The sequence below is a fragment of the Pseudoalteromonas sp. SR43-3 genome (assembly GCF_014163875.1).
Taxonomy (GTDB): Bacteria; Pseudomonadota; Gammaproteobacteria; order Enterobacterales; family Alteromonadaceae; genus Pseudoalteromonas; species Pseudoalteromonas distincta.
Map to the genome: position 1 here is coordinate 56,293 of NZ_JACJEC010000006.1, position 26,147 is coordinate 82,439.

Annotated in this window: 23 protein-coding genes; 6 read left to right on the forward strand and 17 right to left on the reverse strand. The window is 38.5% G+C overall.

Annotated features, from left to right (window positions below):
- Window positions 1-21 precede the first annotated feature (21 nt).
- A complete protein-coding gene (locus H5088_RS09585) occupies window positions 22-879 on the reverse strand; it encodes a DUF692 domain-containing protein (RefSeq protein WP_024596352.1) in 858 nt (285 codons plus the stop codon).
- 67 nt (window positions 880-946) lie between these two features.
- Window positions 947-1,429: a hypothetical protein gene (locus tag H5088_RS09590; RefSeq protein WP_182752759.1), complete on the reverse strand. Its 483-nt coding sequence runs from the start codon at window positions 1,427-1,429 to the stop codon at window positions 947-949.
- Between the two features lie 226 nt (window positions 1,430-1,655).
- On the opposite strand from H5088_RS09590, the gene H5088_RS09595 reads away from it, so the two are divergent.
- Window positions 1,656-2,636, forward strand: a complete 981-nt coding sequence (locus H5088_RS09595; RefSeq protein WP_182696417.1) for a tRNA-dihydrouridine synthase — start codon at window positions 1,656-1,658, stop codon at window positions 2,634-2,636.
- Between the two features lie 61 nt (window positions 2,637-2,697).
- Window positions 2,698-3,024 (forward strand): conjugal transfer protein TraR, encoded by a 327-nt coding sequence (locus H5088_RS09600; RefSeq protein WP_182752760.1) that lies wholly within the window; start codon window positions 2,698-2,700, stop codon window positions 3,022-3,024.
- A gap of 16 nt (window positions 3,025-3,040) precedes the next feature.
- Here the strand turns inward: H5088_RS09600 and H5088_RS09605 are convergent, their stop codons facing one another.
- From H5088_RS09605 to pyrC, 9 genes are all read right to left on the reverse strand, one after another.
- A complete protein-coding gene (locus H5088_RS09605) occupies window positions 3,041-4,084 on the reverse strand; it encodes a hypothetical protein (protein WP_182752761.1) in 1,044 nt (347 codons plus the stop codon).
- Window positions 4,085-4,145: 61 nt separating this feature from the next.
- Window positions 4,146-5,405, reverse strand: a complete 1,260-nt coding sequence (locus tag H5088_RS09610; protein WP_002961712.1) for a lipopolysaccharide assembly protein LapB — start codon at window positions 5,403-5,405, stop codon at window positions 4,146-4,148.
- Window positions 5,406-5,416: 11 nt separating this feature from the next.
- Window positions 5,417-6,034, reverse strand: coding sequence for an energy transducer TonB (locus tag H5088_RS09615; RefSeq protein ID WP_024603667.1), 618 nt, complete (start codon window positions 6,032-6,034; stop codon window positions 5,417-5,419).
- Entirely contained in the window at window positions 6,034-6,438 is a 405-nt protein-coding gene (locus H5088_RS09620; RefSeq protein ID WP_002961710.1) for a biopolymer transporter ExbD, read from the reverse strand. Before H5088_RS09620 ends, H5088_RS09615 begins: the two co-directional genes overlap by 1 nt.
- Window positions 6,439-6,452: 14 nt before the next feature.
- Window positions 6,453-6,977, reverse strand: coding sequence for a MotA/TolQ/ExbB proton channel family protein (locus H5088_RS09625; RefSeq protein ID WP_002961709.1), 525 nt, complete (start codon window positions 6,975-6,977; stop codon window positions 6,453-6,455).
- Window positions 6,977-8,341 carry a MotA/TolQ/ExbB proton channel family protein gene (locus tag H5088_RS09630; protein WP_002961707.1) on the reverse strand — a complete coding sequence of 455 codons (1,365 nt, stop codon included), beginning with the start codon at window positions 8,339-8,341 and terminating at the stop codon, window positions 6,977-6,979. Before H5088_RS09630 ends, H5088_RS09625 begins: the two co-directional genes overlap by 1 nt.
- A 6-nt stretch (window positions 8,342-8,347) precedes the next feature.
- Complete coding sequence (locus tag H5088_RS09635; RefSeq protein WP_024590812.1) at window positions 8,348-9,118, reverse strand: DUF3450 domain-containing protein; 771 nt, start codon at window positions 9,116-9,118, stop codon at window positions 8,348-8,350.
- 1,069 nt (window positions 9,119-10,187) lie between these two features.
- The gene (locus H5088_RS09640; RefSeq protein ID WP_002961702.1) at window positions 10,188-10,391 is read right to left on the reverse strand and encodes a cold-shock protein; all 204 of its coding nucleotides are present in this window, start codon (window positions 10,389-10,391) and stop codon (window positions 10,188-10,190) included.
- A gap of 438 nt (window positions 10,392-10,829) precedes the next feature.
- Entirely contained in the window at window positions 10,830-11,882 is a 1,053-nt protein-coding gene (gene pyrC / locus H5088_RS09645; RefSeq protein ID WP_024595527.1) for a dihydroorotase, read from the reverse strand.
- Between the two features lie 292 nt (window positions 11,883-12,174).
- On the opposite strand from pyrC, the gene H5088_RS09650 reads away from it, so the two are divergent.
- The 3 genes from H5088_RS09650 to H5088_RS09660 all read left to right on the forward strand — a co-directional run bounded on the left by H5088_RS09650 (window position 12,175) and on the right by H5088_RS09660 (window position 16,661).
- Complete coding sequence (locus tag H5088_RS09650; protein ID WP_182752762.1) at window positions 12,175-14,544, forward strand: EAL domain-containing protein; 2,370 nt, start codon at window positions 12,175-12,177, stop codon at window positions 14,542-14,544.
- 410 nt (window positions 14,545-14,954) lie between these two features.
- Window positions 14,955-15,842, forward strand: coding sequence for a LysR family transcriptional regulator (locus tag H5088_RS09655; RefSeq protein ID WP_002961689.1), 888 nt, complete (start codon window positions 14,955-14,957; stop codon window positions 15,840-15,842).
- A 54-nt stretch (window positions 15,843-15,896) separates the two neighbouring features.
- Window positions 15,897-16,661, forward strand: a complete 765-nt coding sequence (locus tag H5088_RS09660) for a YdcF family protein (protein WP_182752763.1) — start codon at window positions 15,897-15,899, stop codon at window positions 16,659-16,661.
- A 14-nt stretch (window positions 16,662-16,675) separates the two neighbouring features.
- Here the strand turns inward: H5088_RS09660 and H5088_RS09665 are convergent, their stop codons facing one another.
- Window positions 16,676-17,428, reverse strand: a complete 753-nt coding sequence (locus tag H5088_RS09665; protein WP_024595524.1) for a Nif3-like dinuclear metal center hexameric protein — start codon at window positions 17,426-17,428, stop codon at window positions 16,676-16,678.
- 150 nt (window positions 17,429-17,578) lie between these two features.
- On the opposite strand from H5088_RS09665, the gene H5088_RS09670 reads away from it, so the two are divergent.
- Window positions 17,579-17,920: a hypothetical protein gene (locus tag H5088_RS09670; RefSeq protein ID WP_002961684.1), complete on the forward strand. Its 342-nt coding sequence runs from the start codon at window positions 17,579-17,581 to the stop codon at window positions 17,918-17,920.
- A 139-nt stretch (window positions 17,921-18,059) separates the two neighbouring features.
- Here the strand turns inward: H5088_RS09670 and H5088_RS09675 are convergent, their stop codons facing one another.
- The 5 genes from H5088_RS09675 to H5088_RS09695 all read right to left on the reverse strand — a co-directional run bounded on the left by H5088_RS09675 (window position 18,060) and on the right by H5088_RS09695 (window position 26,119).
- Entirely contained in the window at window positions 18,060-21,239 is a 3,180-nt protein-coding gene (locus H5088_RS09675; RefSeq protein WP_182752764.1) for an amidohydrolase family protein, read from the reverse strand.
- Between the two features lie 105 nt (window positions 21,240-21,344).
- A complete protein-coding gene (locus tag H5088_RS09680; protein WP_024595522.1) occupies window positions 21,345-22,169 on the reverse strand; it encodes a M90 family metallopeptidase in 825 nt (274 codons plus the stop codon).
- Window positions 22,170-22,346: 177 nt separating this feature from the next.
- Window positions 22,347-22,985 (reverse strand): CatA-like O-acetyltransferase, encoded by a 639-nt coding sequence (locus tag H5088_RS09685; protein ID WP_024595521.1) that lies wholly within the window; start codon window positions 22,983-22,985, stop codon window positions 22,347-22,349.
- 136 nt (window positions 22,986-23,121) lie between these two features.
- Window positions 23,122-24,162, reverse strand: coding sequence for a Glu/Leu/Phe/Val dehydrogenase (locus tag H5088_RS09690; protein ID WP_024595520.1), 1,041 nt, complete (start codon window positions 24,160-24,162; stop codon window positions 23,122-23,124).
- 430 nt (window positions 24,163-24,592) lie between these two features.
- Window positions 24,593-26,119, reverse strand: coding sequence for a fumarate hydratase (locus H5088_RS09695; RefSeq protein WP_007375888.1), 1,527 nt, complete (start codon window positions 26,117-26,119; stop codon window positions 24,593-24,595).
- Between the last annotated feature and the right edge of the window lie 28 nt (window positions 26,120-26,147).

Sequence of the window (26,147 nt, forward strand, 5' to 3'; positions counted from 1 at the left end):
TAATGTTGATAAAGGCTTATATTAAGCTCGTTGTTTTGAAACAGTTGAATCAAAGTGTTTAGCTTGTAGATCATGAATTATATCTAACTCTTTGGTTAAAACATTCATGGTAGGAATATTAAAATCGCGCTCAAGCAAGGTTGGAAATACGCCATGCACTTCGTATGCTTTATCGAGTAGCTCCCAAACAGGATCAATCACATCAGCGCCATGTGTATCAACAATTAAGTCATCAGCCTCATTATAATGGCCAGCAACATGCCCATAGGCTATACGATTAGAGGGTAACCCAGTTAAAAATGCTTGCGCGTTGTAGCCATGATTTATCGAATTAACATAAATGTTATTCACATCAAGTAAAAGCTTGCAGTCAGCTTGCTCTAAAATAATATTCGTAAATTCAAGCTCTGATAATTGCTGTCCAGGAGCACCATAATAGGAAACATTTTCTATCGCAATTTGCTGCTCTAGTATGTCTTGAACTTGTTTAATGCGAGGTACAACATGTGCTATGGCATCTTGTGTAAATGGAATGGGCATTAAGTCATACATATGCCCTGTACCGGAGCAGTAACTTAAGTGCTCACTAAAAATTTTTATATTGTGCTCTTCAAAAAACACTTTTAAAGACTTAACAAATTCAACATCAAGAGGTTCGGGAGAACCGATAGACAGTGATAATCCATGACACACAAAATTATTAGCATCGGTTAATGTTTTAAATTGCTTTTTAAAGCGTCCACCCAGTTTTAACCAGTTCTCTGGCGCAACTTCTAAAAAGTCTACTTGATTAGGTACATGCTCAAGCAGCTCATCAAGCATTTCTCGTCGTAGGCCAAGGCCCACCATCCCAAAATCTTTACTTTGAGTTTGTATCATAACTACCTCTAACTTAACAAAAAAGGGCCTTAGGGCCCTTTTAGCATAACTTATTTAGAATAAGATATTAACGGCCACCACATTTACCTTCGCCGCACTTACCTTCTTTTTTAGTTTTTTTAGCGTCGCCGCCACATTTACCTTCACCACATTTGCCTTCTGTTTTAGCTTTTGCGTCTTTTGCATCGCCGCCGCATTTACCTTCTTTTTTATCTTTTGCGTCGCCACCACATTTGCCTTCGCCGCATTTACCTTCTTTTTTACCTTTTGCATCGCCGCCACATTTGCCTTCGCCGCATTTGCCTTCTTTTTTATCTTTTGCGTCGCCACCACATTTGCCTTCGCCGCATTTACCTTCTTTTTTATCTTTTGCGTCACCGCCACATTTGCCTTCACCGCACTTACCTTCTGCAGCATCTAATTGGTAACCTGTTACTAGTTGTTGAAACTCAAATGGGTTAGCTTGTACATCTGCAGATACAAAACTTGCAGAGCCAACTACTACTGCACCTAAAGTTAACGCGATTGTATTTTTTTTAACTGTATTCATTTTATGACTCTCTTTAATCAAGGATTGTAAATCTCAGCAATAAAAATGTATTTTTAAATTGCTTGTATACTTAAGTAGACCCGTACAAAAATAAAAACTTTCATTTATTTTCATAATATTTACTTTTGCAATTTATACATCAAATATGGGCGGTAATTACAGATTTATCAATGTGTGATTTACAGGTAAACTATGCCTCCAGTTTTTTATCAAAATTAATCTCTTTATGAAACTTGTTTTAGCACCTATGGAAGGTGTCGTTGATTTTAAAATGCGCCAATTACTCACAGACATTGGTGGGTTCGATTTGTGCGTTACAGAGTTTGTAAGAGTGGTTGAAACATGCTTACCTGAAAAAGTTTTTCATCGATTTTGCCCTGAACTACATAATAATGGATTTACACGAGCAGGTACTCCTGTGCGTGTTCAATTACTCGGTCAAGAAGCAAATCCGTTAGCCGAAAATGCAATAAGAGCAATCGCATTAGGGTCCCATGGGGTCGACCTAAATTTTGGTTGCCCAGCCAAAACAGTTAATCGTAGCCGAGGGGGGGCTGTACTGCTTAAAGACCCTGACCATATGTATACGATTATTAAAGCAGTCCGAGATGCTGTAGATGATGAACATGAAGTAAGTGCAAAAATTCGCTTAGGCTTTGATGATGACAGTAACAGCCAAGAAATTGTTGATGCTGTGGTAAGTGCAGGTGCAAATAGTGTAGCTATTCACGCCAGAACCAAACGAGATGGTTATAACCCGCCAGCTTATTGGGAAAAAATTCCACCAATAATAAAAGGTAAGAATATTGCAGTTGTTGCCAATGGTGAAATTTGGCAAGTAGAGGACGCAATGCTTTGTCAAAAACGAAGTGGGTGCACTGATTTAATGCTTGGTCGTGGCGCCCTTTCGCACCCTGATTTAGCAAAAAAAATTAAAGCTCATGTAAATAATGAGCAATATGATGGCCTTGAGTGGGAGCATATTATTTATCACTTAATTCACTCAGCTATTCATCAAGACCCCGCGAAGGATGAAAAATACTTTGCTTCACGTACTAAACAATGGCTTGGTTATCTAAAACGCCAGTACCCGCAAGCTATCGATTTGTTTGATGAAATCAGACGTTTAAAAAGTAAAGAAGATGTGGCGAGCGTATTAAATAAATATGCCAAAGCACCTCAACTTGATTCAAATCATAACGACTAACTTAAAGGCTCTAGATAATATCAGTATAACGTAAAGCCCATTTAATAAGGTTGTACTGATAATGCATCATCAAAAAAGACTTAACGATGAAATAGCACAAGTTAAATTAAATATATTAACCATGCTTTCTAAATCAGCTTACGCTGCACATCACCATTTAATACAAATTTTAGCTGATACAGCAAATAATGAATGGTTAGACTGCGCAGCAGAGAAGTTAGGCCCTGAGTATGCACTTTTGATCAGTCGCATGACCAAACTAGAAGCCGCACTAAGTCAAATAGAAATTGGCCAGTATGGCTACTGCTGTGATTGTGAAGAAAAAATATCAGCTAAGTCACTTGAACTAGACCCCGCAACTCAACGGTGTACAAAGTGCGCACAATAAGCGCACTTTCAAATCATTATATAATGTGTTGTATAAAGCTAAATGATTGCCCTGGGTAGAGAATTATATCTTCAACCAAGTACTGGGCCTCTTCTGGACTCATTTGTAGGCGCTTTATAAGGTTTACCTTTGCTTGAGGCAAAGTCCACGCATGGTAGTGAATACCTATATCTGATTCCATCATCGCAAGCATCAATGTTTTATCTTTATGAGACATATCCATAGCGATCGCCATTGCGGGTAAGTCTTGATAGTTAGCCTGCCAATCTAAGCCTTCTATTAATTTTTCATCAGATAAATACTGAACTAAAAACGATTTTTGGTGAGAAGTTGGCAGCTTACTGTCGAATGCAACACGATCTAATACTTTTATTTTTTCGTTTAAAAGAGTAACCCATTCTAACGGTGAATGTACTTCGCCACTAAAGTAATTAAGTTTGCTCTGATACCACTGAGTGCCATTTGGCAGACCTCTTAGACCCACACTTCCTCTTGGCTTATAACTAGCTAAATAATCGCTAAAAGCTCTTATATGGCTTTTAAGCGCTGGTTGAACATCGTTACTTGCTATCGCACTTAATACATAGCTTTGTAACAATGTAAGTTCAACCTTGTTCAGCTTTAAATTGCTTTGTTGAGCACTGTCTAGGGTATCTTGGGTTAACTTGAGCCAAGTAATAACATTATCCGGTGTGTTTTTTGAGCCTTCAAAAGCGAGCATGTTTTCTAAAACATTTACTTGGGCTGGCCAATTAAAGTAGCGTTCAGGGAAACGCTCTGCAATTACCAAATAGTTTATTTGCGCAATTTGATTTAGATTAAGCTCCATACCCATTAGGCTCTGATAAATAGTATGGCGTTTTGTTAAGTAAGCATCAGAGAAAACCAATTGATCTTTTTCAATGTTATTGCCTTTAGTAGCACCTGTTTGTACAAGCGCCATGTTTAAAGCTTTTAAAGCGACTTGTGCGTCCTCAAACGACTCATAAGGTTGAGGCTGCTTTGAACATGCAGCTAAAAATAGGCACAGTAGTGATGATAAAAAGAGCTTTTTATACATAGTAGTTCCAATAAAAAAAGCCCCAGAGGGGCTTTTTATAAGTTGCTTAAGCTAATTAAAATTAAATTTTAACACCGTTGCGAGCGGCTTTATCTTTAATATATGTAGACCAACCTTTTGCAAACTTACGTGTGCGAGGGTCATCCATAGCTTTAGTAATTGCAGCATATGCTTGCTTATACTTACCTTGGTAGTAATACGCTTCAGCTAAATCTGAATAAATTGTGCCTTTTTTGTCAGAGCCAAGCTCTAATGCTTTGTTCAAGCGAACAATAGCAGCACTGAATTTTTCAGATTGTAAAAGTAATGAACCTGCTTTGCGGTAAAGCTCAGCGTCGTCATCAAATTTAGCAGCATCTTCGTAGTACTTAGCAGCTTTTTCTAAATCTTTAGAACGATGGTAATTACTCGCAATCGCGCTAACATTCTGCTTTGTACGTTCTACTTTTTCACTCTTAATGGCCTTTTCTAGCGTTACAGCTGCTTTATAAGGGATCTCATTTAGAGAGTAAAAGTTAGATAAGACTTTATACTCAACTTCATTTTCAAAGTAACCATTCTTGTATGCAACTTCCATAGTTGCTAAACCTTTAGAATAATCTTCAGTTTGTAGGTAATACTTACCTAAGCTAACCCAAGCTTTTTTATCATCAGGCCATACACGAACAATTTCTTCGCCAATTTTAACCATGTTTGCATAATCTTTAAGCTCAAAGTATGCGCCAAGTTTTAATTGGTAAGGGCCTTTGTTAGGCTCTTTTTGAAGTTTTATTGCCTTATCTGCTGGTTCAAAAACATCACGGTATTGCTCTAACTGATAGTTAGCTTGAGCAATACGTGTATAAACCGTAGGGTCCTCTTCACCGGTAAAGTCCATCCAAGCTACATATGCTTTTTTAGCTTCTTGGAACTTTTCTGTACCAGCGTATAAGTCACCTAACAACTTAAGAGTTTGTTCTTGATCAGCAAAGTTTAAAACATCAGGTGCAACGGCTTGCTTAGAGTACTTGATCGCTTCGTCATACTTTTCTTTTTGAGCGTACATGCTACCTAAGTAACGATTTACGGTCGCTTTATCAAAGTCATTCGAAGGCTCGATTTCTCTAAGCAAAACAATTGCTTCATCAACTTTTTCTTCGTTGTACAAATCAAATGCTTTAATTACTTTTTTACCAGTACGCTCGCCCATGATTTTAGTTTTTGCTTTTTTACGCTCTTCAATCTTTGCGTAATCCGGCGCTGCTAAAACAGATGCACTTAAAGTAGCACCCGACACAGACATAAGAATTGCAAGAGCAGTTACTTTAGAAAAATTTCTCATTACTCGCCTCCTTAGTTGCCTTGGTTAAGTTTAAAGTCTAATTGAACTTGTAAACCTGGTTGTTTCTGTGGTTTTCCGTCAATGATCTTAGGACGGTACTTCCACTTACGCAGTGCACGTTTAGCTTCACGGTCAAAGATACGTTTCGGTTCTGCGTCAATTACTTCAACGTCAGTTACTCCACCTAGCTCATCAATTGTGAATGAAAGTTGAACCCAACCTTCTTTACCATCACGTGCTGCTTGCGTTGGATATTTTGGTTCTATACGAACGATAGGTGTCGCATCACCATCTCGTCCAAATGCACCAGGACCACTTAGTCCACCTGCCGAACTACCAACATCAATGCTTCCCATATTAAATGACATAGCACCAGGATTTGGATTATTATTTTCCGGCTGTGGCGGCTGCGGTTTAGGCGGCTGCTTTGGCGGTGGCGGAGGAGGAGGCGGTACACGCTTCCTCTCCTGCACCTTAGATTCAGGCGGATTCGTCATTATTTCGACTATGATCTGCTCTTTTTGTTCCGTATTACGGTCAGCCCCACCAGAGATGAGGAATGCCATGAAGTAGAACAAGCCGAAAGTAACTGCCCCACCTGCAATCAGTGAAAACAGAAAACGAATCATTACTGATCTCCAGCTATTGAAATTCTCAGGTTATCACCCGTCGCTTTAATCTGGTCCATAACTTTAACCACTACGCCGTGTTTTGCTTCTTTATCAGCTTGCAAAATTACAACTTCAGTAGGTTGTTCTGCTAATAAACTTTCGATTTTTGCTGAAATACGTTCAACATCAACCTGCTGTTTATCAATCCAGATCTCGCCGTTACTACGAATAGCAATAAAAATGTTAGCATTTTTTTGCTTAGTAGCTTGAGCCGCTTTAGGTTTATTGACCTCGATACCAGCCTCTTTAACGAACGATGTAGTTACGATAAAGAAAATAAGCATGATAAATACGATGTCAAGCATTGGCGTCATATCAACCGCTGCTTCTTCTTCTTCACGAAAACGTTGTTTACGTGCCATATTTAATTCTCTCTCTAGTGATGAGGCATACTATCAATAAGTTTGGCTTTCACCATTTTAGCTTTTGTCTCAAGACGTGAGCTAAAAAATACTCCAGATAATGCCGCAACCATTCCAGCCATTGTTGGGATTGTTGCCATTGAAATACCTGATGCCATTAAACGTGCGTTACCCGTACCCTGGTTGGCCATGGTTTCAAAAACCGAGATCATACCAGTAACAGTACCAAGTAAGCCTATTAAAGGACAAACAGCTACTAATGTCTTAATCAACAACATACGCTGATCTAATTTTTCAGACGCTTCAGAAATCCATGCTTCACGGATTCTGTGTGCGTACCAAGACGTAGTGTCTTGGCGGGCATCCCACTTTGCTACAATTTCTTTCGCTGTGCGAGGAAATTCTGCAAGTAGGAACCAATAGCGCTCAATCATTAAAACCCACATAAGAAAGAGTGCTATCGCGACCACGTATAAAACCTGGCCGCCTGTGCCAACAAAATCCCTGATAGATTCCCATATCTCCATCAGGACTAGCATTAGGCTTTCTCCTTCTCCGCGTGAGTAGCAACGATACCCGCGCTTTGCTCATCAAGGATGTGTAATACCGACTTACTACGACCAGCTACAAGAGCATGAAGTAGAATTAGTGGTAATGCAGCAATTAGACCTAGCGCTGTAGTTACAAGTGCTAGAGAGATGTTACCTGCCATGATCTTCGGATCACCCGTACCGAACAATGTGATTGTTTGGAACGTTAAGATCATACCGATTACTGTACCTAGTAGACCTAGTAACGGTGCGATTGCAGCAAGAATCTTAATTATATTGATACCAGCTTCAATGCGTGGCGTTTCACGTAGAATCGCTTCATCAAGTTTAAGCTCAAGGTTTTCAACATCTTGGTTCTTGTTGTCATGGTACACTTTAAGAATACGACCCAGTGGGTTATTTGTATTCGGTGTAGCAACATTTTTAAGCTGGCTCTTAATCTTACTAGTAGTAAGTGTAAGGTCAACAAAGCGGATTAGAGTAATTAGCATACCTAGGCCAAGTAAAGCCGTGATGATATAACCAACTACACCACCTTGATGGAAGTATTCCATAAGGGTCGCTTTTTGAGTGTTGATACGTAAGATAGCACCACGAGTCGGATCTATGTAAACACCAGCGTAGTTATCTGGTGATGTATTTTCTAGAGCCGTGATACCGTCTAAGATATAACCGTCTGGTTGCTTACCTAGAGGCTGGATAGACTTAGTCTCTGGTGAATAAATTAAGTAACCATCGTCTGTAACTAAGTTAAAGTTACCGATACGTGTTACTTTTTTCATTGACGGGTTACCGTCAAGACCAGCAACTTCAGTTTCAAAAGTTGAAACTTTAGCTGATTCTGTCATTTCAGTTTGAAGTGAAATCCAAAGTTCTTCAAGTTCGCGAACTGTAGGAAGTTCTTTAGCAGCTGCTAACGAACGTAAGATTTCAGCACGACCTGGTTTTTCAGCACTAACTAGTGACGCTTCGATAGAACCGATAGCATCTTGAGCTGCACGACGTACAACACCAAACATCTCACCTAAAGTACCTTGGGCACTTTGAAGAGCTGCTTCTTTTTCAGCTAGCGTATTTTCGTTTTGTGCATATTGCTTAGCTAAGCTTTCACCACGAGACTTCTCAGAAGCAAGTTGGCTTTTAGCTTTGTTAAGTAATGCTTGCTTGTCAGCACGTTCTGATAAGAACTCTTGCTCACGTTGCTTATTGATTTTACCTTCAGAGATACGCTCTTGCTTTACTTGCTCAAGAATTTTATCTAGAGCTCCAGTATTTGCATGTGCATTAAGCGCGGTACCTGCAGAAACAGTTAGTACTGCTGCAACAGCAAAACCTTTAAATAGTTTCTTCATTATTGATTACTCCGCGCCAAAGATAGGTAGTTTAACAAGTTCTAATGTCGCTTGCTTACGCGCCATACGAATAACTTCTTTAACAGGTTTTAGGTATTCTTCGCCTAATTCTTTCCACTGTTTAGTGTTGTTATCCCACACCCAAGCATGTTTCAAGTCAAAAGACTGAGCAACGTAAGTGATACGACCTAACTGACCGATATCAACGTTAATGCTTTTACCATCAACTTCTAGAGTACCTTGTGAAGCAGATACAAGAGAGCTGTATGCTGTTTCAATAGTGTAAGCTTCAAGTACTTGACGGAATTTTTCAGACGTCGTTACAGACGCAGAAACCATGATCTCACGTAGTCTTTCAACACGTCCTAAACGCGTTTCAAGATTAAATGGAACGTCCGCTTTGATGAATTGCTCAAGCGTATCGATCATGCGATACATCAAAGGCACAACGTTTTGTTTAGTGTTATCAATAGTCGCGATTTGACGATCAAACGATTCAATTGAAGCGTTTTGGCTATCAACCAAGCGCGACACGTGATCGTTATACACTTTCATAAGTTCAGTCTCATCAACAACGCTACGGTACTCAGCGATTAGCTCCTGAGTTTGACCATATACATTGTCAATTTTAGTTTGAGACTTAACAGCAGCCTTTTGAATTTGTTGACCTGCTTTTTGCACGTCATTCAAAGGATCTGCAATCACATTGCTGCTTGCAAATGCAAATGCGCCAACCAACGCAGTTGCTACAAGACTCTTTCTGATTTTAACAGACATAGTTCCCAACCAATTAAGTAATGTTACTTTTATAATTTAATTATCCTCCGAGGAGAACAACCCTGATATCTTTTAATAGATATCAACCTTTCAATAATGCTAAATGCAATTAGCGCTGTCAACTTGATGTTTACTAATCTCAGTAAATAAATAGCTAAGTTAATGCTTAAACGAAAGTACCAGCCCACAACAGTTAACATTATTGCAACGAAGCTTTTTCTTAATATTTCTATTAAAGCCTTTTAAGGGGTGTATTTATTCGCATTGCACTGACATAAAACAACATTATTGCAACATTTAGCTAAAGCTGAATTCGCACTGAAAAAAAACTAAAAAAAATATAAATTGATATAACAAAAGTTATTTTTTACACGATTTTATCGTGTTTTATCGCCTCAGTTACACTTCATCTGAAAAAACAAACCATTTGTCGCACAAAAAAACAACACTGGATAATATTTAATATCGGATACTCACGCTTTATATACGTTACTTTTAAAACTATTTTAAAACGTGTTTTTCCATAAATAGTAATAATAAACTCAACAATGCATTTCTTTTAGCAGCATAAAAGCTTTTGATAATTAAACAGGTTGTATTTACCGCTTTAAAGTATTCTTTAATACTATTTTAACGTTAAGGTTAATTCAGTAATTAAGTTAATCATGAAGAGTTACCCTACCTTATTAGTAATACACTATAAATGAAGCTTTACGTTCACATAATAAAGTAATAGAAGCACCTAGAAGCCCTTATCAATGAGTAGCCTTCGTCACACAGAGTAAGCTTGAAACAGAATTTTCATGGATTGATATTGAGCATCGATTTTATTTAAGCTGGTATCAGGCCCATTGAATAAATTCTTATGAATGGTTTTTAAAAGTATTAGAGGATTGTTTTGTCCGTTAGATTATTAGTTGTTTAGCTTTGCAAAGATAGAATGTTTGAGTAGTTTTTTAGATTTAAAAAAAGGAGAATTTGAGGTATGAAATAAATAGATTTAAGGAAGGGGAATTATGGTGAAACAGAAACCTGCTTCACCAAGATGAACTAGAGTTCACATAATAAATTATGCTGCTTCTACGTTCTCAGCTTCAGGGCCTTTTTGACCTTGTTTGATGCTGAATGTCACTGCTTGACCTTCGCTAAGAGTGCGAAAACCAGAACCAGTGATTGCGCTGAAATGTACAAACACGTCAGGACCATTTTCTTGTTCAATGAAACCAAAGCCTTTAGCTTCGTTGAAAAACTTTACTTTACCAGTAACCGACATACTAAATTTTCCTGTAAGTCAATAATTAAAATTCAGCCATATTATTATGGCAATATCCTCCCTGAGTCAATGCTCAAAAATATGGAGGTACAGTACAGGAACAAGTAATAACCTAACCGGTAACCTTAAACGCAGCACAATATCCGTAAATTCAATACATAAAAACTCAAAGCAAGGTAAGATTAACACATTATATTTTTTTTCGCTCTATTAATTAGGAATTATTTCTTAAAAATATAAATTTGTTTTAAATCGCCTTTAACTGACTAATTTACAAGCAAAAAACTATAAGTATTATTGTAATATTTATTGCTGTAAGCGAGATCAAAAGCCACCTACAACCACCCTGTCGTCGAATTACGCTTCAATAATATCAAAAGCACAAGCAAAAAAGCCGCATTAAAAATTAAGCGGCTTTAGATTTAAATATATTATTGGTTATTCGACAGACCAATCCATTGTATTTTCAGCCTTTATAGGCACAACTTCAGAGTCGCCCAATGTATAACTTGCAGGTACTTTCCACGGCTTTCTTTGTAATGTAATTGTATCTGTATTACGCGGCAATTCGTAAAAATCAGGGCCAAAGTGGCTTGCAAACCCTTCAAGCATGTCCAAAGCTCCTGCATCCTCAAATGCTTCAGCATATAATTCAATAGCGGCATGAGCCGTGTATGCACCAGCACACCCACAAGCTGCTTCTTTTTTATCTTTATAATGTGGTGCAGAGTCAGTTCCTAAGAAGAATTTTTTATTTCCACTTATTGCTGCAGCCATTAATGCTTGCTGGTGAATGTTACGCTTGAGAATTGGCAAACAGTAATAATGTGGGCGAATTCCACCCGCTAACATATGATTGCGGTTATAAAGCAAGTGATGCGCTGTAATTGTTGCCGCTACATTGCTAGGTGCATTAACAACAAACTCTACTGCATCTTTAGTCGTAATATGCTCGAGTACAATTTTAAGCTCAGGAAAGTCATTTACTACATCTCCTAAAATTGTATCCAGAAATACTTTTTCACGGTCAAAAATATCAATCGACGAATCTGTCACTTCCCCATGCACTAACAGCAACATGCCTACTTCTTGCATTGCTTTTAAAACTGGATAAATATTTTTTACTGATGTAACGCCCGAGTCAGAATTAGTGGTAGCGCCAGCAGGGTAAAGCTTAGCTGCTACTATTTTACCTGTCGCTTTAGCTTTTATTATTTCATCTGGTGTAGTTTTATCCGTGAGATACAAAACCATTAATGGCTCAAAGTTGCCTTGTGGATTTGCAGACATAATGCGTTCTCTGTACGACAATGCCGTATCTGTGCACGTTGCTGGCGGAACAAGGTTTGGCATAACAATAGCGCGGCCCATGTATCTGCTAATATCGCGTACAGTGTCTTTTAACTGGTCACCATCACGTAAATGTACATGCCAGTCATCAGGGCGAGTGATAGTAAGGGTTGTTACAGAGTTTGTATTATTACTTGTCATTACTTTGTTCCACGGCTGAATTTATCCGATCATAGGCATATGATGTTTTCGAGTAAAGATTTTATTAAAAATAAAGTTTTTATATGGATAAAATTACTGAGGTACTATTTAAAGCACAATGAGCAAATTCAATGTTATTAGCTTATTGTAATGATTTATGATTAATTAAAACTCGCTATATTAAAACTTTACAGAGTATTGAAACCACTCATCGCTTTAATTTGTACAAAAACCCTAGATTAGGTTAACTTAACTGCGAATTTAAAAATAAAAAGAATAATATAAATTGCCTATGTCTTATAAAACTGATGCGACTAGAGCGCTTGAGATAAAAACTGATCAACTAAGTATCATTAATCAATTTTCATCTAGCCTATTGCAACTCGATACATTAGAAGAATTGTTTGAGTATGTTACAACGCACGTTGTAAATCGCTTAGGGTTTGTTGATTGTGTCATATATCTAGCTGACAATAATGCAAATACATTAAACCAAGTTGCATCAATGGGTATTGCACACGCGCGGGACAAATATCAAGCGGAACGTAAAATAATACGTTTTAGTGAAGGTATAACGGGCGCAGTTGCAACGACCGGAAAAGCGGTAATTATTAACGATGTAACGAAAGACAGCCGTTATATCGCTGATGAACGCCCTGCTCAATCAGAACTATGTGTTCCCCTTATATACAAAGAACAAGTTTTAGGTGTTATTGATTGTGAGCACCCAATCAAAGGTTATTTTACCAATGCACACCTTGAAATTCTTACAACAGTTGCTCACTTACTCAGTGCCAAGATTAACCAGGTTAATACAGTAAACAACTTACAAAAAACAGTTGAGCAACTCAACAATGCACAAAAATTAGAAAACAGCTTATTACAAATAGCTAATCTAACTTACAAAGCGAGTGACCTAGATACATTTTTTAAAGCCTTGCATTCAATCATAAATAACTTACTTCGAGCCGATAACTTTTTTATCGCTCTATACGACAAAAAAGTAGATATACTTGACCTCGTTTACATAGTCGAAGAAGGTATAAACACTAAAACTCATCAAAAAATATCTAAAGAACAACTTAAAGACACCGCTTCATATTACCTTCTAAAAACAGAGCAAACCCTATTACTCAACAAAGATGCCTTTCAAAGTCACATTAATAACGGTGATTTTAAAATGGTAGGTCGGCAATCTGAGTCTTGGTTAGGTGTTCCATTTCAAACAAGTGATCGTATAAGCGGGGTTATCGTTGTACAAAGCTACGATAAAACACTGCATTACAACGAACACGATAGTGCTCTTCTAACGTATGTAAGTCGCCAAATAAGTATGGCAATTGATAGGCAATTAGCCCGCCAAGAACTTGAGCACAAAGCATTACATGACGAGCTTACAGGCCTTGCTAACCGCTCACTACTTATTGAACGTATAAAACATGCTATTTTACGTTTAACGCGTGCTAAAAAGAGTACTAGCCATGCCCTGCTGTATCTAGACTTTGACCGTTTTAAAAGTATTAATGATTCGCTCGGGCATGAAGTTGGGGACCACTTCCTTATAAAAATATGCGACTTGATTAAAGGTACAGTACGAAGCACGGATACATTTGCACGTTTAGGCGGCGATGAATTTGCAATTTTTATGGAAAACATCACGCATAAAAACCAAGTTAATGAAGCTTTAAACCGCATTAAAAACGCATTATCAAAACCTTTAAATATAGATAACCACTTACTCCAAGCATCAACGAGTATTGGGATTGCCTATACAGATAACGTAAACGATAAAGCTTATATATTACTGCAACAAGCCGATGCCGCTATGTATGAAGCTAAGTCAACCGGACGTGGTCAGGTAAAGTTTTTTAATAACACGATGCGTAAAAAACTTAAAACCCATGCCGATATAGAAAACGACTTACAACACGGTATTGAACACAACGAGTTTGAACTTTATTTTCAACCAATTTTCACAATTACTACCAGTGAAGTTATCGGCTTTGAAGCACTTGTTCGTTGGCATCACCCTACAAAAGGGTTTGTACCCCCTAATGACTTTATACCGATAGCTGAAACTACAGGGCAAATTATAAATCTTGATTTACATTTACTTGATTTGGCGGCCCAGCATATTTCAAATTGGCACCAACAAGGCCATCGCTTTTTAAAAGTCACCGTTAATGTATCGTCACGACACTTTGCAAGCCTCGATTTTGTAGCGCAAATACATTCCATTTATAATAAGTACCAATTACCTCTTGGTTCTTTATGCTTAGAAATTACCGAATCTGGCTTAATAGAAAATCTAGAACTCGCCACTCAAATAATTGAAGGTCTTTCACCTTTAAAAGTAAAATTATGTCTTGATGATTTTGGAACAGGTTATTCAGCACTAGGCTACTTGCACCAACTGCCTATTCATATTTTAAAAATAGATAAAAGCTTTATTGACCATCTACAGGATTCTACTAACCCACTTGTTGAAGCCATTTTATCACTTGCGCAATCATTAAAACTTGAAGTTGTAGCTGAAGGAATAGAAACAGTTGAGCAATTAACTATTTTGCAATCCACCGCGTGCGACTATGGTCAAGGCTTTTTAAAATCAAAACCTGTTACTGCCAAAGAAGCCATATTACTAATTAATAAACCCTTATAAAAAGAGCCAGCGAGTAGGTCGCTGGCTTAGGTATTACGCATATACTCTCCCATTGAGCTAAACTTAAGCTATAAGGCAAAACGACTCTATTTTTAAAAGCACAATCTAAAGTAAGCATTCAACAAACCTCACCTCATACCGTTATCAGCATGGTTAAAACTCACGCTGAGCTAAAACGCACAGCAATCGTTATATTTAAAATACAACATGAAGCAAACTCATCTAAAACTCATCAAACCAGTTTTCAAATGGATTTTATCATTACTAACTCTAATATTTTCACGATTCATAGCGATAAACTGCAATAAAACGCATAATTTTAGCCATCTAGACGTTGAAACGTTTTTTATATAGGCGTAGTATGTAATTAATCTGAGCTGAACTCACTTTTCCCATGAGAATTTTTAAAGATGATTGGTATTAAACATTTAAAAACCATAGCAACCCTAAAAGAAACAGGATCTTTGGTTAATACAGCACGAGAGTTATTTTTGACACAGTCTGCTTTATCTCATCAAATCAAAGATTTAGAGAATAAATTGGATTGCCAATTATTTGAGCGTAAAACTCAACCAGTCCGCTTTACCCCTCAGGGAATGCTATTACTTGAATTAGCTCACGAAATATTGCCAAAAATGGAAGCGACTAAATGTCGTTTAAAAGAAAGCTTAAACCAGCCTATTTCTCAACTACGTTTGAGCGTGGAATGCCATGCATGTTTTCATTGGTTATTACCTACTATTAAAGAATTTAATAACTTTTGGCCTGATATAAAAATTGATTATGAACGTGGCTTTAGTTACGACGCTATTCCTGACTTACTAAGCGATGAGCTCGATTTAGTTTTAACGTCTGACATACGCGAACCCGACACATTAGAATACGCGCACTTATTTGATTTTAAATTGAAGCTTATTGTGGCACCGGATCATGAACTTGCTAAAAAAGCGTATGTAACAGCGCTTGATTTAAAAAACGAAACTATTATTTCATACCCTATCCCGCGAGAACGCCAAGATATATTTAAGCATTTCATTCAAAATGCACGTTTTGACGGTACATTAAAAACGGTTGACCAAGGATTACTTATTTTTCAACTAGTAAGTGCCGGCATGGGCGTTGCCGCTTTACCTGATTGGCTAGTTACACCTTATGAAAGCCAAGGCTTAATTAAATCAATTCCTCTGGGCGCTCTTGGCCTTACTCGTCCTATGTATTTAGCGATGAAAAAAGACATGAAAGATAACCCTGTTTATCGTCACTTTTTAAATACATGTAAGCTAAATAACGGTCGATAATCATCAATATAATAAGTAATATCGCTGTAATTAACTCTACAGCGTTTAACTCTTATGTTTGTTATTAAAAAAATGATTGGTGGTTTACTTATGCCACTGCCTCTATTTGGTTTATTTGCGTGTCTGATGCTCCTACTGGCATTTAAAGGCCGCAAATCAGCTCTCTTTTTGTCTACTTTAAGTTTAATTGTATTACTTGCATTGAGCACACCCTTTATCGCCAATTTAATTATCCAAAATAATGAACCTGCGTCGCTTGCATTTAATACTCTAAAGCATCCAAAAATAGACAAAATAGTTGTACTAGGTTGCGATATAAACCCAAATCCTGCACTCAGTGCTAATAATCAATTAGGTAATTGTGCGCTAACGCGCTTGGTAGAAGGTGTAAAACTGGCAAAGCACTACCCTAACGCAGAGCTTATAGTTTCAGGCGGGGGTTATAAAAATACCACTAATAGCGGGCTTATGTATCAAACGGCAATTCGTTTAGGCGTTAATAAGAGCCGTATTTTCCAAAATCCAAAAGCAATGGACACAGGTGAAGAAGCTAAATTACTGGCATCAAAATTAGTCGACTTTAAAGTTGCACTAGTAACATCTGTACTGCACATGCCCCGTGCCAAAGACTTATTTAATGCTCAAGGTATTGAAGTCATAACCGCAGCCACTGATTATCATAATTTTGCTGCACTTCCATGGAGCAAGCAGTTTATTCCCAATGCTCATGCCTTACTTGTGGTTACGCAATACAGTCACGAAGTAGTAGGAAATATATGGATAAGTTTGCGCCGCTGGATAGATCCAGAGGCGCTGTAACTTATATAGCCTAATTAAACTGGGTTATCTATGTCTATAAATGTCACATCAAAACCATGCTCTTGAGCAAGTAACTCACCTAGTGCTTTTACACCATAGCGCTCTGTTGCATGATGCCCGGCTGCAAAAAAATCAATGTTTTGTTCACGAGAACTATGAATTGTCTGCTCCGATGCTTCACCCGTTAAATAAGCATCAATGCCTTGCTCTGCTGCTAAGTCAATATATCCTTGCCCACCACCAGTACACAGTGCAATGGTTTCTATTTTAGCTGAACGTACTAAGCTTGTGAGCGGGGTTCGATTAAGCACTTTTGCAATTTTATCTGCAAAATCTTCACCACTTAATGGTGTTTTTAAACGTCCTTTCATTGCTACGCTATTTGAAGTTGGCTCTAGCCCTGTTTCAATTTCAATATCTAATAACTTTGCAAGTTGTGCGTTATTGCCAACTGTTGGATGAATATCGAGTGGTAAGTGATAGCCGAATAAATTAATATCGTTTGCTAGTAGTGCGCCTATACGACGCTTTTTCATACCCGTTATTGGTTGAGATTCCCCTTTCCAAAAAAAACCATGATGAACCAAAATAGCATCTGCTTGTTGCTCAATGGCAGCTTCTATTAAAGCTTGACTTGCGGTTACACCCGTCACAATTTTTTTAATTTCGTTTTTACCTTCGACCTGTAAGCCATTTGGGCAAAAATCTTTTATTAAATGAGGTTTCAAAATGTCATTTAGGAGTTGGTTAAATTCTCTACGTTGCATACAACTTACCTTACTTAGCACTGAATTTTGTGCAAATTTTGGCGTTTATAGGCCTAAAATGGAAGGAAAATCGCAAAAAATTGAAAAACTGTTTTAAAATAGGTATAAATACCTCTTCTTTATCTGTGTTCACAACGTATAGGGTCTCTGATGAGCAAACTAGACAAAACAGAAGTGTTATCTGCCTTTGAAGCAGCGTACGAAACTGCCAATGGTAAAAAACCTGAAATCACGACCAAACCTGGTTGGTACAGCATTGATGGCGGTAAAAATTTACGCCTAGCTGACGTAGCAGAGCTTACTAAAAAATTAAACTCTGGTAAAACAACTAAAACGAAAAAACCAAAAGCAGCTGCTCCTGTTAAAGCACAGAAAAAAGCGCCATTCACTGTTGTTACCGAAAATGAAGAAGGTTACACAGCGGAAGAACTTTGGATTGTAATTTTAGCTCGTAAAGATCATGACTGTCGCTTACCGCGCGGTGTTGTTTAATCAACATTTATGATTTTTAAAAGAAACCGCGTTAAGCGGTTTTTTTATATCCATTATTTGCCAAAAATATAAAGCTTTATAAGTTGTGTAAGGCTAAAAAAAGCGGCTATGTAGCCGCTTTAACAAAGTTTAAAATAAATTACAGTTCTTCAAAATAAAGTGGTTCGCGTTCTTTTTTACCCACTTCATTCATTGTCTCTGCATTGAATAGTCGACCATTGATCATGGTGTAATCTACTTTATCCGAATCTCGAATATTTTTAAGCGGATCGCCATCTATAACCATTAAATCAGCCAGTTTGCCCACTTCAAGCGAGCCTACGTTTTTATCAAGCCCTAAATACTTAGCCGGATCGAGTGTCGATGCACGTATTGCCTCAAGCGGTGTCATTCCGCCTTGTGCAAACATCCACATCTCCCAGTGTGCACCTAAGCCTTCACGCTGACCGTGCGCACCTAAGTTAACTAATACACCTAGGTCTTGCAGCTCAGCAGCAACGCGTGCGTTATTAAAGTGATTATAGTGATGATCGGGCGCTTTAATGCGGCGCATAGAGCGTGGTAATAATTGATTTTTTGGCACAAATTTACTTAAACGCGGGTGATTCCACACATCAGTTTTATCGTACCAGTAGTTCTCACCCCAAATGCCACCATAAGCCACTACAAGTGTTGGTGTGTAACCAACATTACTTTGCGACCATAACTGCTTTATATCGTCGTATATGTTCTCTACAGGGATTGAATGCTCAATACCTGTGTGTCCATCTACAATCATACTTAAGTTATGTTGTAATAATGAGCCGCCTTCAGGTACTACCATCATTTCAAGCATCCGGCCTGCTTCAATAACTTGTTGGCGCTGCTCACGACGTGGTTGGTTATACGACTTAACACTAAACGCCCCTACTTTTTTAAGGCGCTCTAAATGAAATTTAGCATCGTCTAACGAGTCAATATGCGACGTATAACCTGGCATATTTGCGCCATATAAAATAGTACCGGTTGAGAAAATACGCGGGCCAACAATCATGCCTGCCTTTTGCATTTCGCTTGCGGTAAATATTTCAGAGGTATCGTTTGATGGATCGTGAATTGTAGTTACACCCAGCGCTAAACCTGCAAAGTTTTTCCAGTTTTGCTCAGGTATAATTTCACCGCTTGCTTGCGAGCCATGTGCATGAGCATCAACAATACCAGGCATAATTGTTTTGCCTGTTACATCAATAACCTCAGCACCTTTAGGGATGCTTATCTCGCTGGCTGTACCAATTGCTTTAATATGCTTGCCATCAGTGATAATTACACCATTTTCAATAACCTTTTCGCCGTCCATCGTTATAATTTTTGCACCAGTGAGCGCAATCATGCCTTTAGGCTCTGCCATTTTTTTACTGAAACCGATATTATCGCCACTTTTCACTTTAAAGTCGGCATCTTCGGCTTTGTTAATAGCAAACATCCCCTCAAGGCTTGCATGATAAAGCTCAGGCCCTAATGTCCAATAAAGTTTGTTGCTCTTAGCACTCCAGCTAATGTTTTCACCAGCACGTACCGATAACTGCTCTATTGGGAATTGACTGTCTTTAGGCCCAATATTAATTGTTTTACCACTTTGAACAAACGGCGTTACAAATACTTTAAATCGCTCAGCAAAAGCGAGGTATTGCCCATCTGGTGATACTCTAAATTCTGTCGCATGTTCTGACTCGTACAGTTTACGAACTTTTTTACTTTCAAGCTCTACTACGCTAAGCGTTGGTTTTGGCCAAGAACTCATTATAAAAACGCGATCGTTTGCATCTCCAAATTGTGGTTGATAACCACTTTTTGAAATAAGCTCACTTTTACCGCCTTTTGCGCTTACGCTATAAACCCCCGGATTAAGTGACCATTTAGGGTTTAAAATACTGCCGCCAGTAGCTTTTCGATAAACAACCGTTTTACCATCTGGGCTAAAAGTTGGCTCTACATACTTGCCTGGCTGCGTTGTAATGGTATCGCCACGGCCACTGCGCGCAGACACAACCCTCACAGACCCTTGTTTGTTATCATCCCATGTGGTGAAAACTATTTTTTTACCATCGCGAGAGTACTGTGGAAATAATTCGTAATGATCTGTTTGCTTTGTTAAACGCTTAATTTTACCCGACTCTAAATCACGTTTATAAATATGCCCAAGCGCTTCAAATATTGCCGTTTCGCCATCTGGGCTTACTTGCACATTACGCAGCATTTTTACATCAAACTCATCAGTATCTAAGTTTTGTGTAAAGCGCACCGCTTTTTGAATTTTTTTACTTGTTTGCACTTTAAAAGGAATGGTTTTTACAGATTTGTCTGCAACATCGAGCTTGTGAATTGTACCACCAGCCCAAAATACCAGTTCTTCATTATCGGGTGTCCATGCAATGGTTGGGTATACACCATGAATAGCCCAGGTTTCTTGCATATCTCGCTCAAGCTTATCGTAAAGCTTAGTGTGCTCACCGCTGGTTAAGTCATATAAATAAAGACTAGTTTGAAAATCATCACGCTTTATATACGCCAGTTTTTTTCCATCAGGTGACGGTGTAGGCCTAATAGCACCGCCCATCGTATCGATTATGGTTTCAATTTCACCCGTTTCACGGTCGTAGCGCTTAATTTTATAAATGCCCGCTACAGAATCTTTTGAATAATGAAAGGTTTTACCGGGTGTAGCATCATGCGAAAAGTATACATAACGACCATCCGGTGAAAACATTGGCTCACCTAAATCTTTTTGATCGTTCTCGCGTTTTGTAAGCTGTACGCCCTTGCCACCCGCTTTGTGATACAACCACACTTCACCGGCACCTAATGAACGGCTAGCTGTAAAGTGTTTACGTGCAACTAAATAGTCACCATCAGGACTCCATGCAGGGCTATTTAGTAATCTAAAGGTTTCATCGGTAACAGCGTGTTGATTTTCGCCATTTAAGTCCATAACCCAAATATTATCGCCACCACCTTGATCGGAGGTAAACGCAATACTTTTACCGTTAGGACTAAAACGAGGTTGCATTTGCCATGCAATATCAGAGGTGAGCTTTGTAGCTGTACCACCACTCATTGGCATAGTGTAAATATCGCCAAGTAAGTCAAACACCACGGTTTTACCATCAGGGCTAATATCTATATTCATCCATGTGCCTTGCTCAACGCTAATTGCAGCGTCAACAAATTGCCCCTTAGGTGAATCTACTTGCCATTTTTGTTCGTCTTTTTCGGCGGCATTTACCTGCCCTATCGCTAATGACACCGACAATGCTAATACTGTATGAAGCATTTTTTTCATGCGTTTCTCGCTTGTTATTGTTGCAGTAAAAACTATTTCACATGATTGCAACAAAAACAAACCTAACTTGCCAGCGTTATATGATAAAGCGCGGTTTATGTAGGTTTAATGCCAAACAATAGGGTCAAATTGGTAGTAATTAACTAGCATGCTATAAATTTCAGGATCGTATCGGCGAAGCTCTGCGGGTTTTTCGAGGAAGGTTTCGGTGAGTACAGCAAAAAACTCAGCTTCGTTAGTCGCACCATAGCTGTGAATAACATGCGGCATGCTATAAGCAACGTGACTTTTTAACTGGGTGAAAGCACGGCTAAATACTCGGCCCCACTCTTTGTAATCTGCTGAGCTTTTTAAAATGGGTGTGCCCGTTGTTTTACCTGTTTCTTGATCGAGTTGATGCGCAAACTCATGAAAAACTAAATTATGTCCATCACTTGGCAAGCGGTTACCCTCAAGCACATCATGCCAACTGAGTACAAGCGTGCCGCCAGGCCATGACTCGCCTAGTCTTACCGTATTGTGGTAACTCACAAGTCCTGCACTATCGCGAGTTGATTGTGGGGCGTAATAAGCACTGGGGTATAATAAAATTTCTTTTACATTTCTATATAACGGCCACGGCTTATTAAGCACTAATACACACGCATCGGCGGCAACAATTAACTTCATTGCAGACGTTAGCTTTAAGCCATCACAACCGACAAAGCGTTTTTCGTTTAAAAACCACGTAATATGTCGCTCTAACTTCTCTCTGTCGGCATCGGTCATTTTTTTATAGATGGGCATGCAACGCAGTAAAATATCTTTTTGCTGCGAATTTAAAGCAAAGTCTTTATATTTACTGCGCCATAATCGGTTTTGAATTGATGGCCAACGCCAGAAAATCACCACAAAAAGAATTAAAACAACAATTAACAGTCCATTTATCATGGGGATTTCCTGAGCTAAGGTATGGTATATAAATATGTCCAGCACACGTGCTTTTCAAGCATATAAGGTTATGTATTTGAATAAAAAGTAATTCACATCGCATTGCTTATAGATTACTTATAGATTACTTATAAATTGTTTACTGCTTTGCACTGCCGTTAAATGACGTGTTTAAAGTTAATTTTTGCAAAAAGAGTCAAATGTACCCTGCAATGTGTTTATAAATTTCGCTACGTGCAAACCATCCATTAATGAGTGGTGTACATCGATAGCTAAAGGTATTGTACCTGTGTGTTTATCAAACTGACCAAATACAAATTTAGGAATGCCTAAACTCTCCCCTTCACTAAATGCATGCGAAAACGCACTAAAATTCAGCCACGGCAAAACAGATATATGAATTAGGTCGGCCTGCCCTTCTGTTTGAGCAAATGCATCAGAAAATAACGGCTGTAATTTCGCTTTTTTGCTTACGTCACTTGCATGATTTGCAAACTCTTTAAAATCGCTTGCGCTGTTAAAATAACTAAAAACAAACGTATCGTTTTCAGACAACTCAACCACACTTGCGCGAACACTATTAAGTAGCCATGGCTTACTATCTATTATACGTAGCATTATTGAATCGTACTCATGGCACGCTTTTAAGGTGCAATATACATATGCTTGAAAAAAAGAAAATTGATTGGTTTTGCAATAGTCGTAAAGTGCTTGAGCATCTAAACGCACACACACATTAAAATAAGGCTGAGAAAAGTGTTTAAATAATTCAAAGTGTTGCTTTCTAGGCCAATTATCTAAATCGATAGGCTGCATGAGAGAAGTTGAGGGAGTCATAATTTGCCGCACAAAATTAAAAATAAAGTGTACCGCTGTTCAGTAACAATTGCATTAACTTACAGATAAACAAAAGGTGTGCAATTGCACACCCTTATATAAATTAGAACTTAGATCACAGACCGTTTTTAATGATCTCTTGCGCTAATTCGTCAGCAATTAAATGCGTTGATTTTTGCTCTTTTTCGCTACGGGCAAAGATTTCAGTTAACGTATTAAAAATACCTTCAACATGTTTATTAGACGCTGCTGCACTGTAACCATCTGGCGCTGTTTCGTAATAAACATTAATAATACCACCGGCGTTAATTACGTAATCTGGTGCATATAAAATGCCTTTTTCACGAATAACTTCACCGTGGCGAGATTCTGCCAGCTGATTATTAGCACAGCCTGCAATAATAGTCGCTTTTAAACGCGGTATCGTTAAATCGTTAACGGTTGCACCTAATGCACAAGGTGCATAAACATCAACATCTAAGTCGTAAATGTTATCAATGCCAACCGCAGTTGCACCAAAATCACTTACTACACGGTCAATGGCAGCTTGGTTAATATCAGTTACAAACAACTCAGCGCCCGCATCATGTAAATGTTTACATAAACCATAAGCAACAGCACCTAAACCTTGAACAGCCACTTTCACACCTGCAAAATTTTGATGACCGCGTTGATGCTGTAGCGCTGCTTTAATTCCTAAAAACGTACCGTATGCTGTAAATGGCGATGGGTTACCGCTTTTACCTTCAAGACCCAGTACGTAATTAGTTTCTTTATTCATGATAGCTACATCAGCACATGTGATGTTTACATCTTCTGCTGAGTAATAGCTGCCATTTAATCGCTCTAACTGGCGGCCAAATGCACGGAATAATTGCTCAGATTTAATTTCTTTCGCGTTACCTATAATTACAGATTTACCACCACCAAAGGGTAAGCGCGCAACTGCATTTTTATAAGTCATGCCCTTTGATAAACGTAGCACGTCATAAACAGCATCTTCGTCGTTCGCATAATCCCACATTCTACATCCGCCAACTGCAGGACCTAGGTTGGTATTATGTACAGCAATAATTGCTTTTAAACCCGACTCTTCATCAGAACAAAAAACCACTTGTTCATGGTTATCAAATTCAACTCGATTAAACACAGCCACTTAAAATACTCCGAAATAGTTAACCCGTGAGAGGGTATGCGCGCTGGAAATTGCCGAGACTTTATCACTTCATATACGTGTTCGCCATACTCACAGATGATAAAACCAATGAAAACATTAAACTTAAATTAAATAACCTAATTAAAACTTTTATACAGATAAAAAATTCACAAAACCATCATTTGTAAGTTTTAATTACTATGAATATAAGAATCTCACTAACTTACGTTTACGTACACGTAACACAGCGATTGCATGTAAAGTTTAATATACAAGTGCTACTTGCCCGACACGTACTGCTGCCTATAGGTTTTCAGTAAAAAGTGAGCTTTTTCGCAAACTGGTCAGAGCTGTAAACTTACTAATAACCCTATTTAAAAAAACAAAAAAGCGAGCACTAGGCTCGCTTTTTAAAAACACAAAACGTACGTTATTTTAGCTTGCTATCAAGCTCTTCAATTTTAGCTTTCCAGATAGCAGGGCCTTGTGTATGCGCATTGGCGCCTTCACTGTCTACTGCAACAGTCACTGGCATATCTTCTACTTCAAATTCGTAAATAGCTTCCATACCTAAATCTTCAAAAGCTACAACACGCGCTTTTTTAATCGCTTTAGATACTAAGTAAGCTGCGCCGCCTACAGCCATCAAATAAACAGATTTATGCTCTTTAATAGACTCAACAGTCGCAGGGCCACGTTCAGCTTTACCAATCATGCCTACAATGCCTGTTTTTTCTAGCATCATATCGGTAAATTTATCCATGCGAGTGGCTGTTGTAGGGCCAGCAGGACCTACTGCTTCATCGCGTACCGCATCCACAGGGCCTACGTAATAAATAAATTTATTATCAAAGTCTACGCCCTCAGGTAAACCTTCACCTGAGTTGATCATATCTTGCAAACGTTTATGCGCTGCATCACGACCTGTTAAAATAGTACCCGAAAGTAAAACGGTTTCACCCATTTTCCATTCTTGAACATCTTTTTTAGTCAGTGTATTTAAATCAACACGACGTGTGCCTTCGCCCACTTCAAATGTTACTTGTGGCCAATCTTCTAGTTTAGGTGCTTTTAAATTAGCAGGGCCAGAACCGTCAAGCGTAAAATGTACATGGCGAGTTGCCGCACAATTTGGGATCATTACTACAGGTTTTGAAGCTGCATGCGTTGGTGCTGTTTTAATTTTAACATCAACAACCGTTGTTAAACCGCCTAAACCTTGTGCGCCAATACCTAATTTATTAGCACGGTCAAAAATTTCTAAACGCAGTTTTTCTTCAGTTGTCTCTGCGCCGCGTTCCATTAATTCATGGATATCAACCGGATCCATTAACGACTCTTTAGCCATTACTGCTGCTTTTTCAGCCGTACCACCAATACCTATACCTAGCATGCCTGGCGGACACCAACCAGCACCCATTGTTGGTAGTGTTTTTTCTACCCATGCAGCAACATCATCTGACGGGTTTAACATAACCATTTTACTTTTGTTTTCAGAGCCACCGCCTTTAGCCGCAACCATTACTTCTACTTTTCCACCCGCTACTAAATCAATATGCACAACCGAAGGCGTATTATCTTTAGTATTTTTACGCGTACCAGCAGGGTCTGCAACAATAGATGCACGTAAAGGGTTATCTGGATTCAAATATGCACGACGAGTACCTTCATCAACCATTTGTTGAACGGTTAAATCTGTTTTATCCCACTTAACATCCATACCTACTTTAACAAAACAGGTAATAATACCGGTGTCTTGGCAAAGTGGACGCTTGCCTTCAGCCGACATGCGTGAGTTAATTAAAATTTGTGCAATGGCGTCTTTAGCCGCTTTACTTTGTTCTTTGTTGTACGCTTTTTCGAGTGCTTGAACAAAATCAAGTGGGTGATAGAACGAAATATATTGCAATGCATCTTCAATGCTATCAATAAAGTCTTGCTGACAAATTGTACTCATAGTGGTTCCTTAAGTTACCGTTACGCGT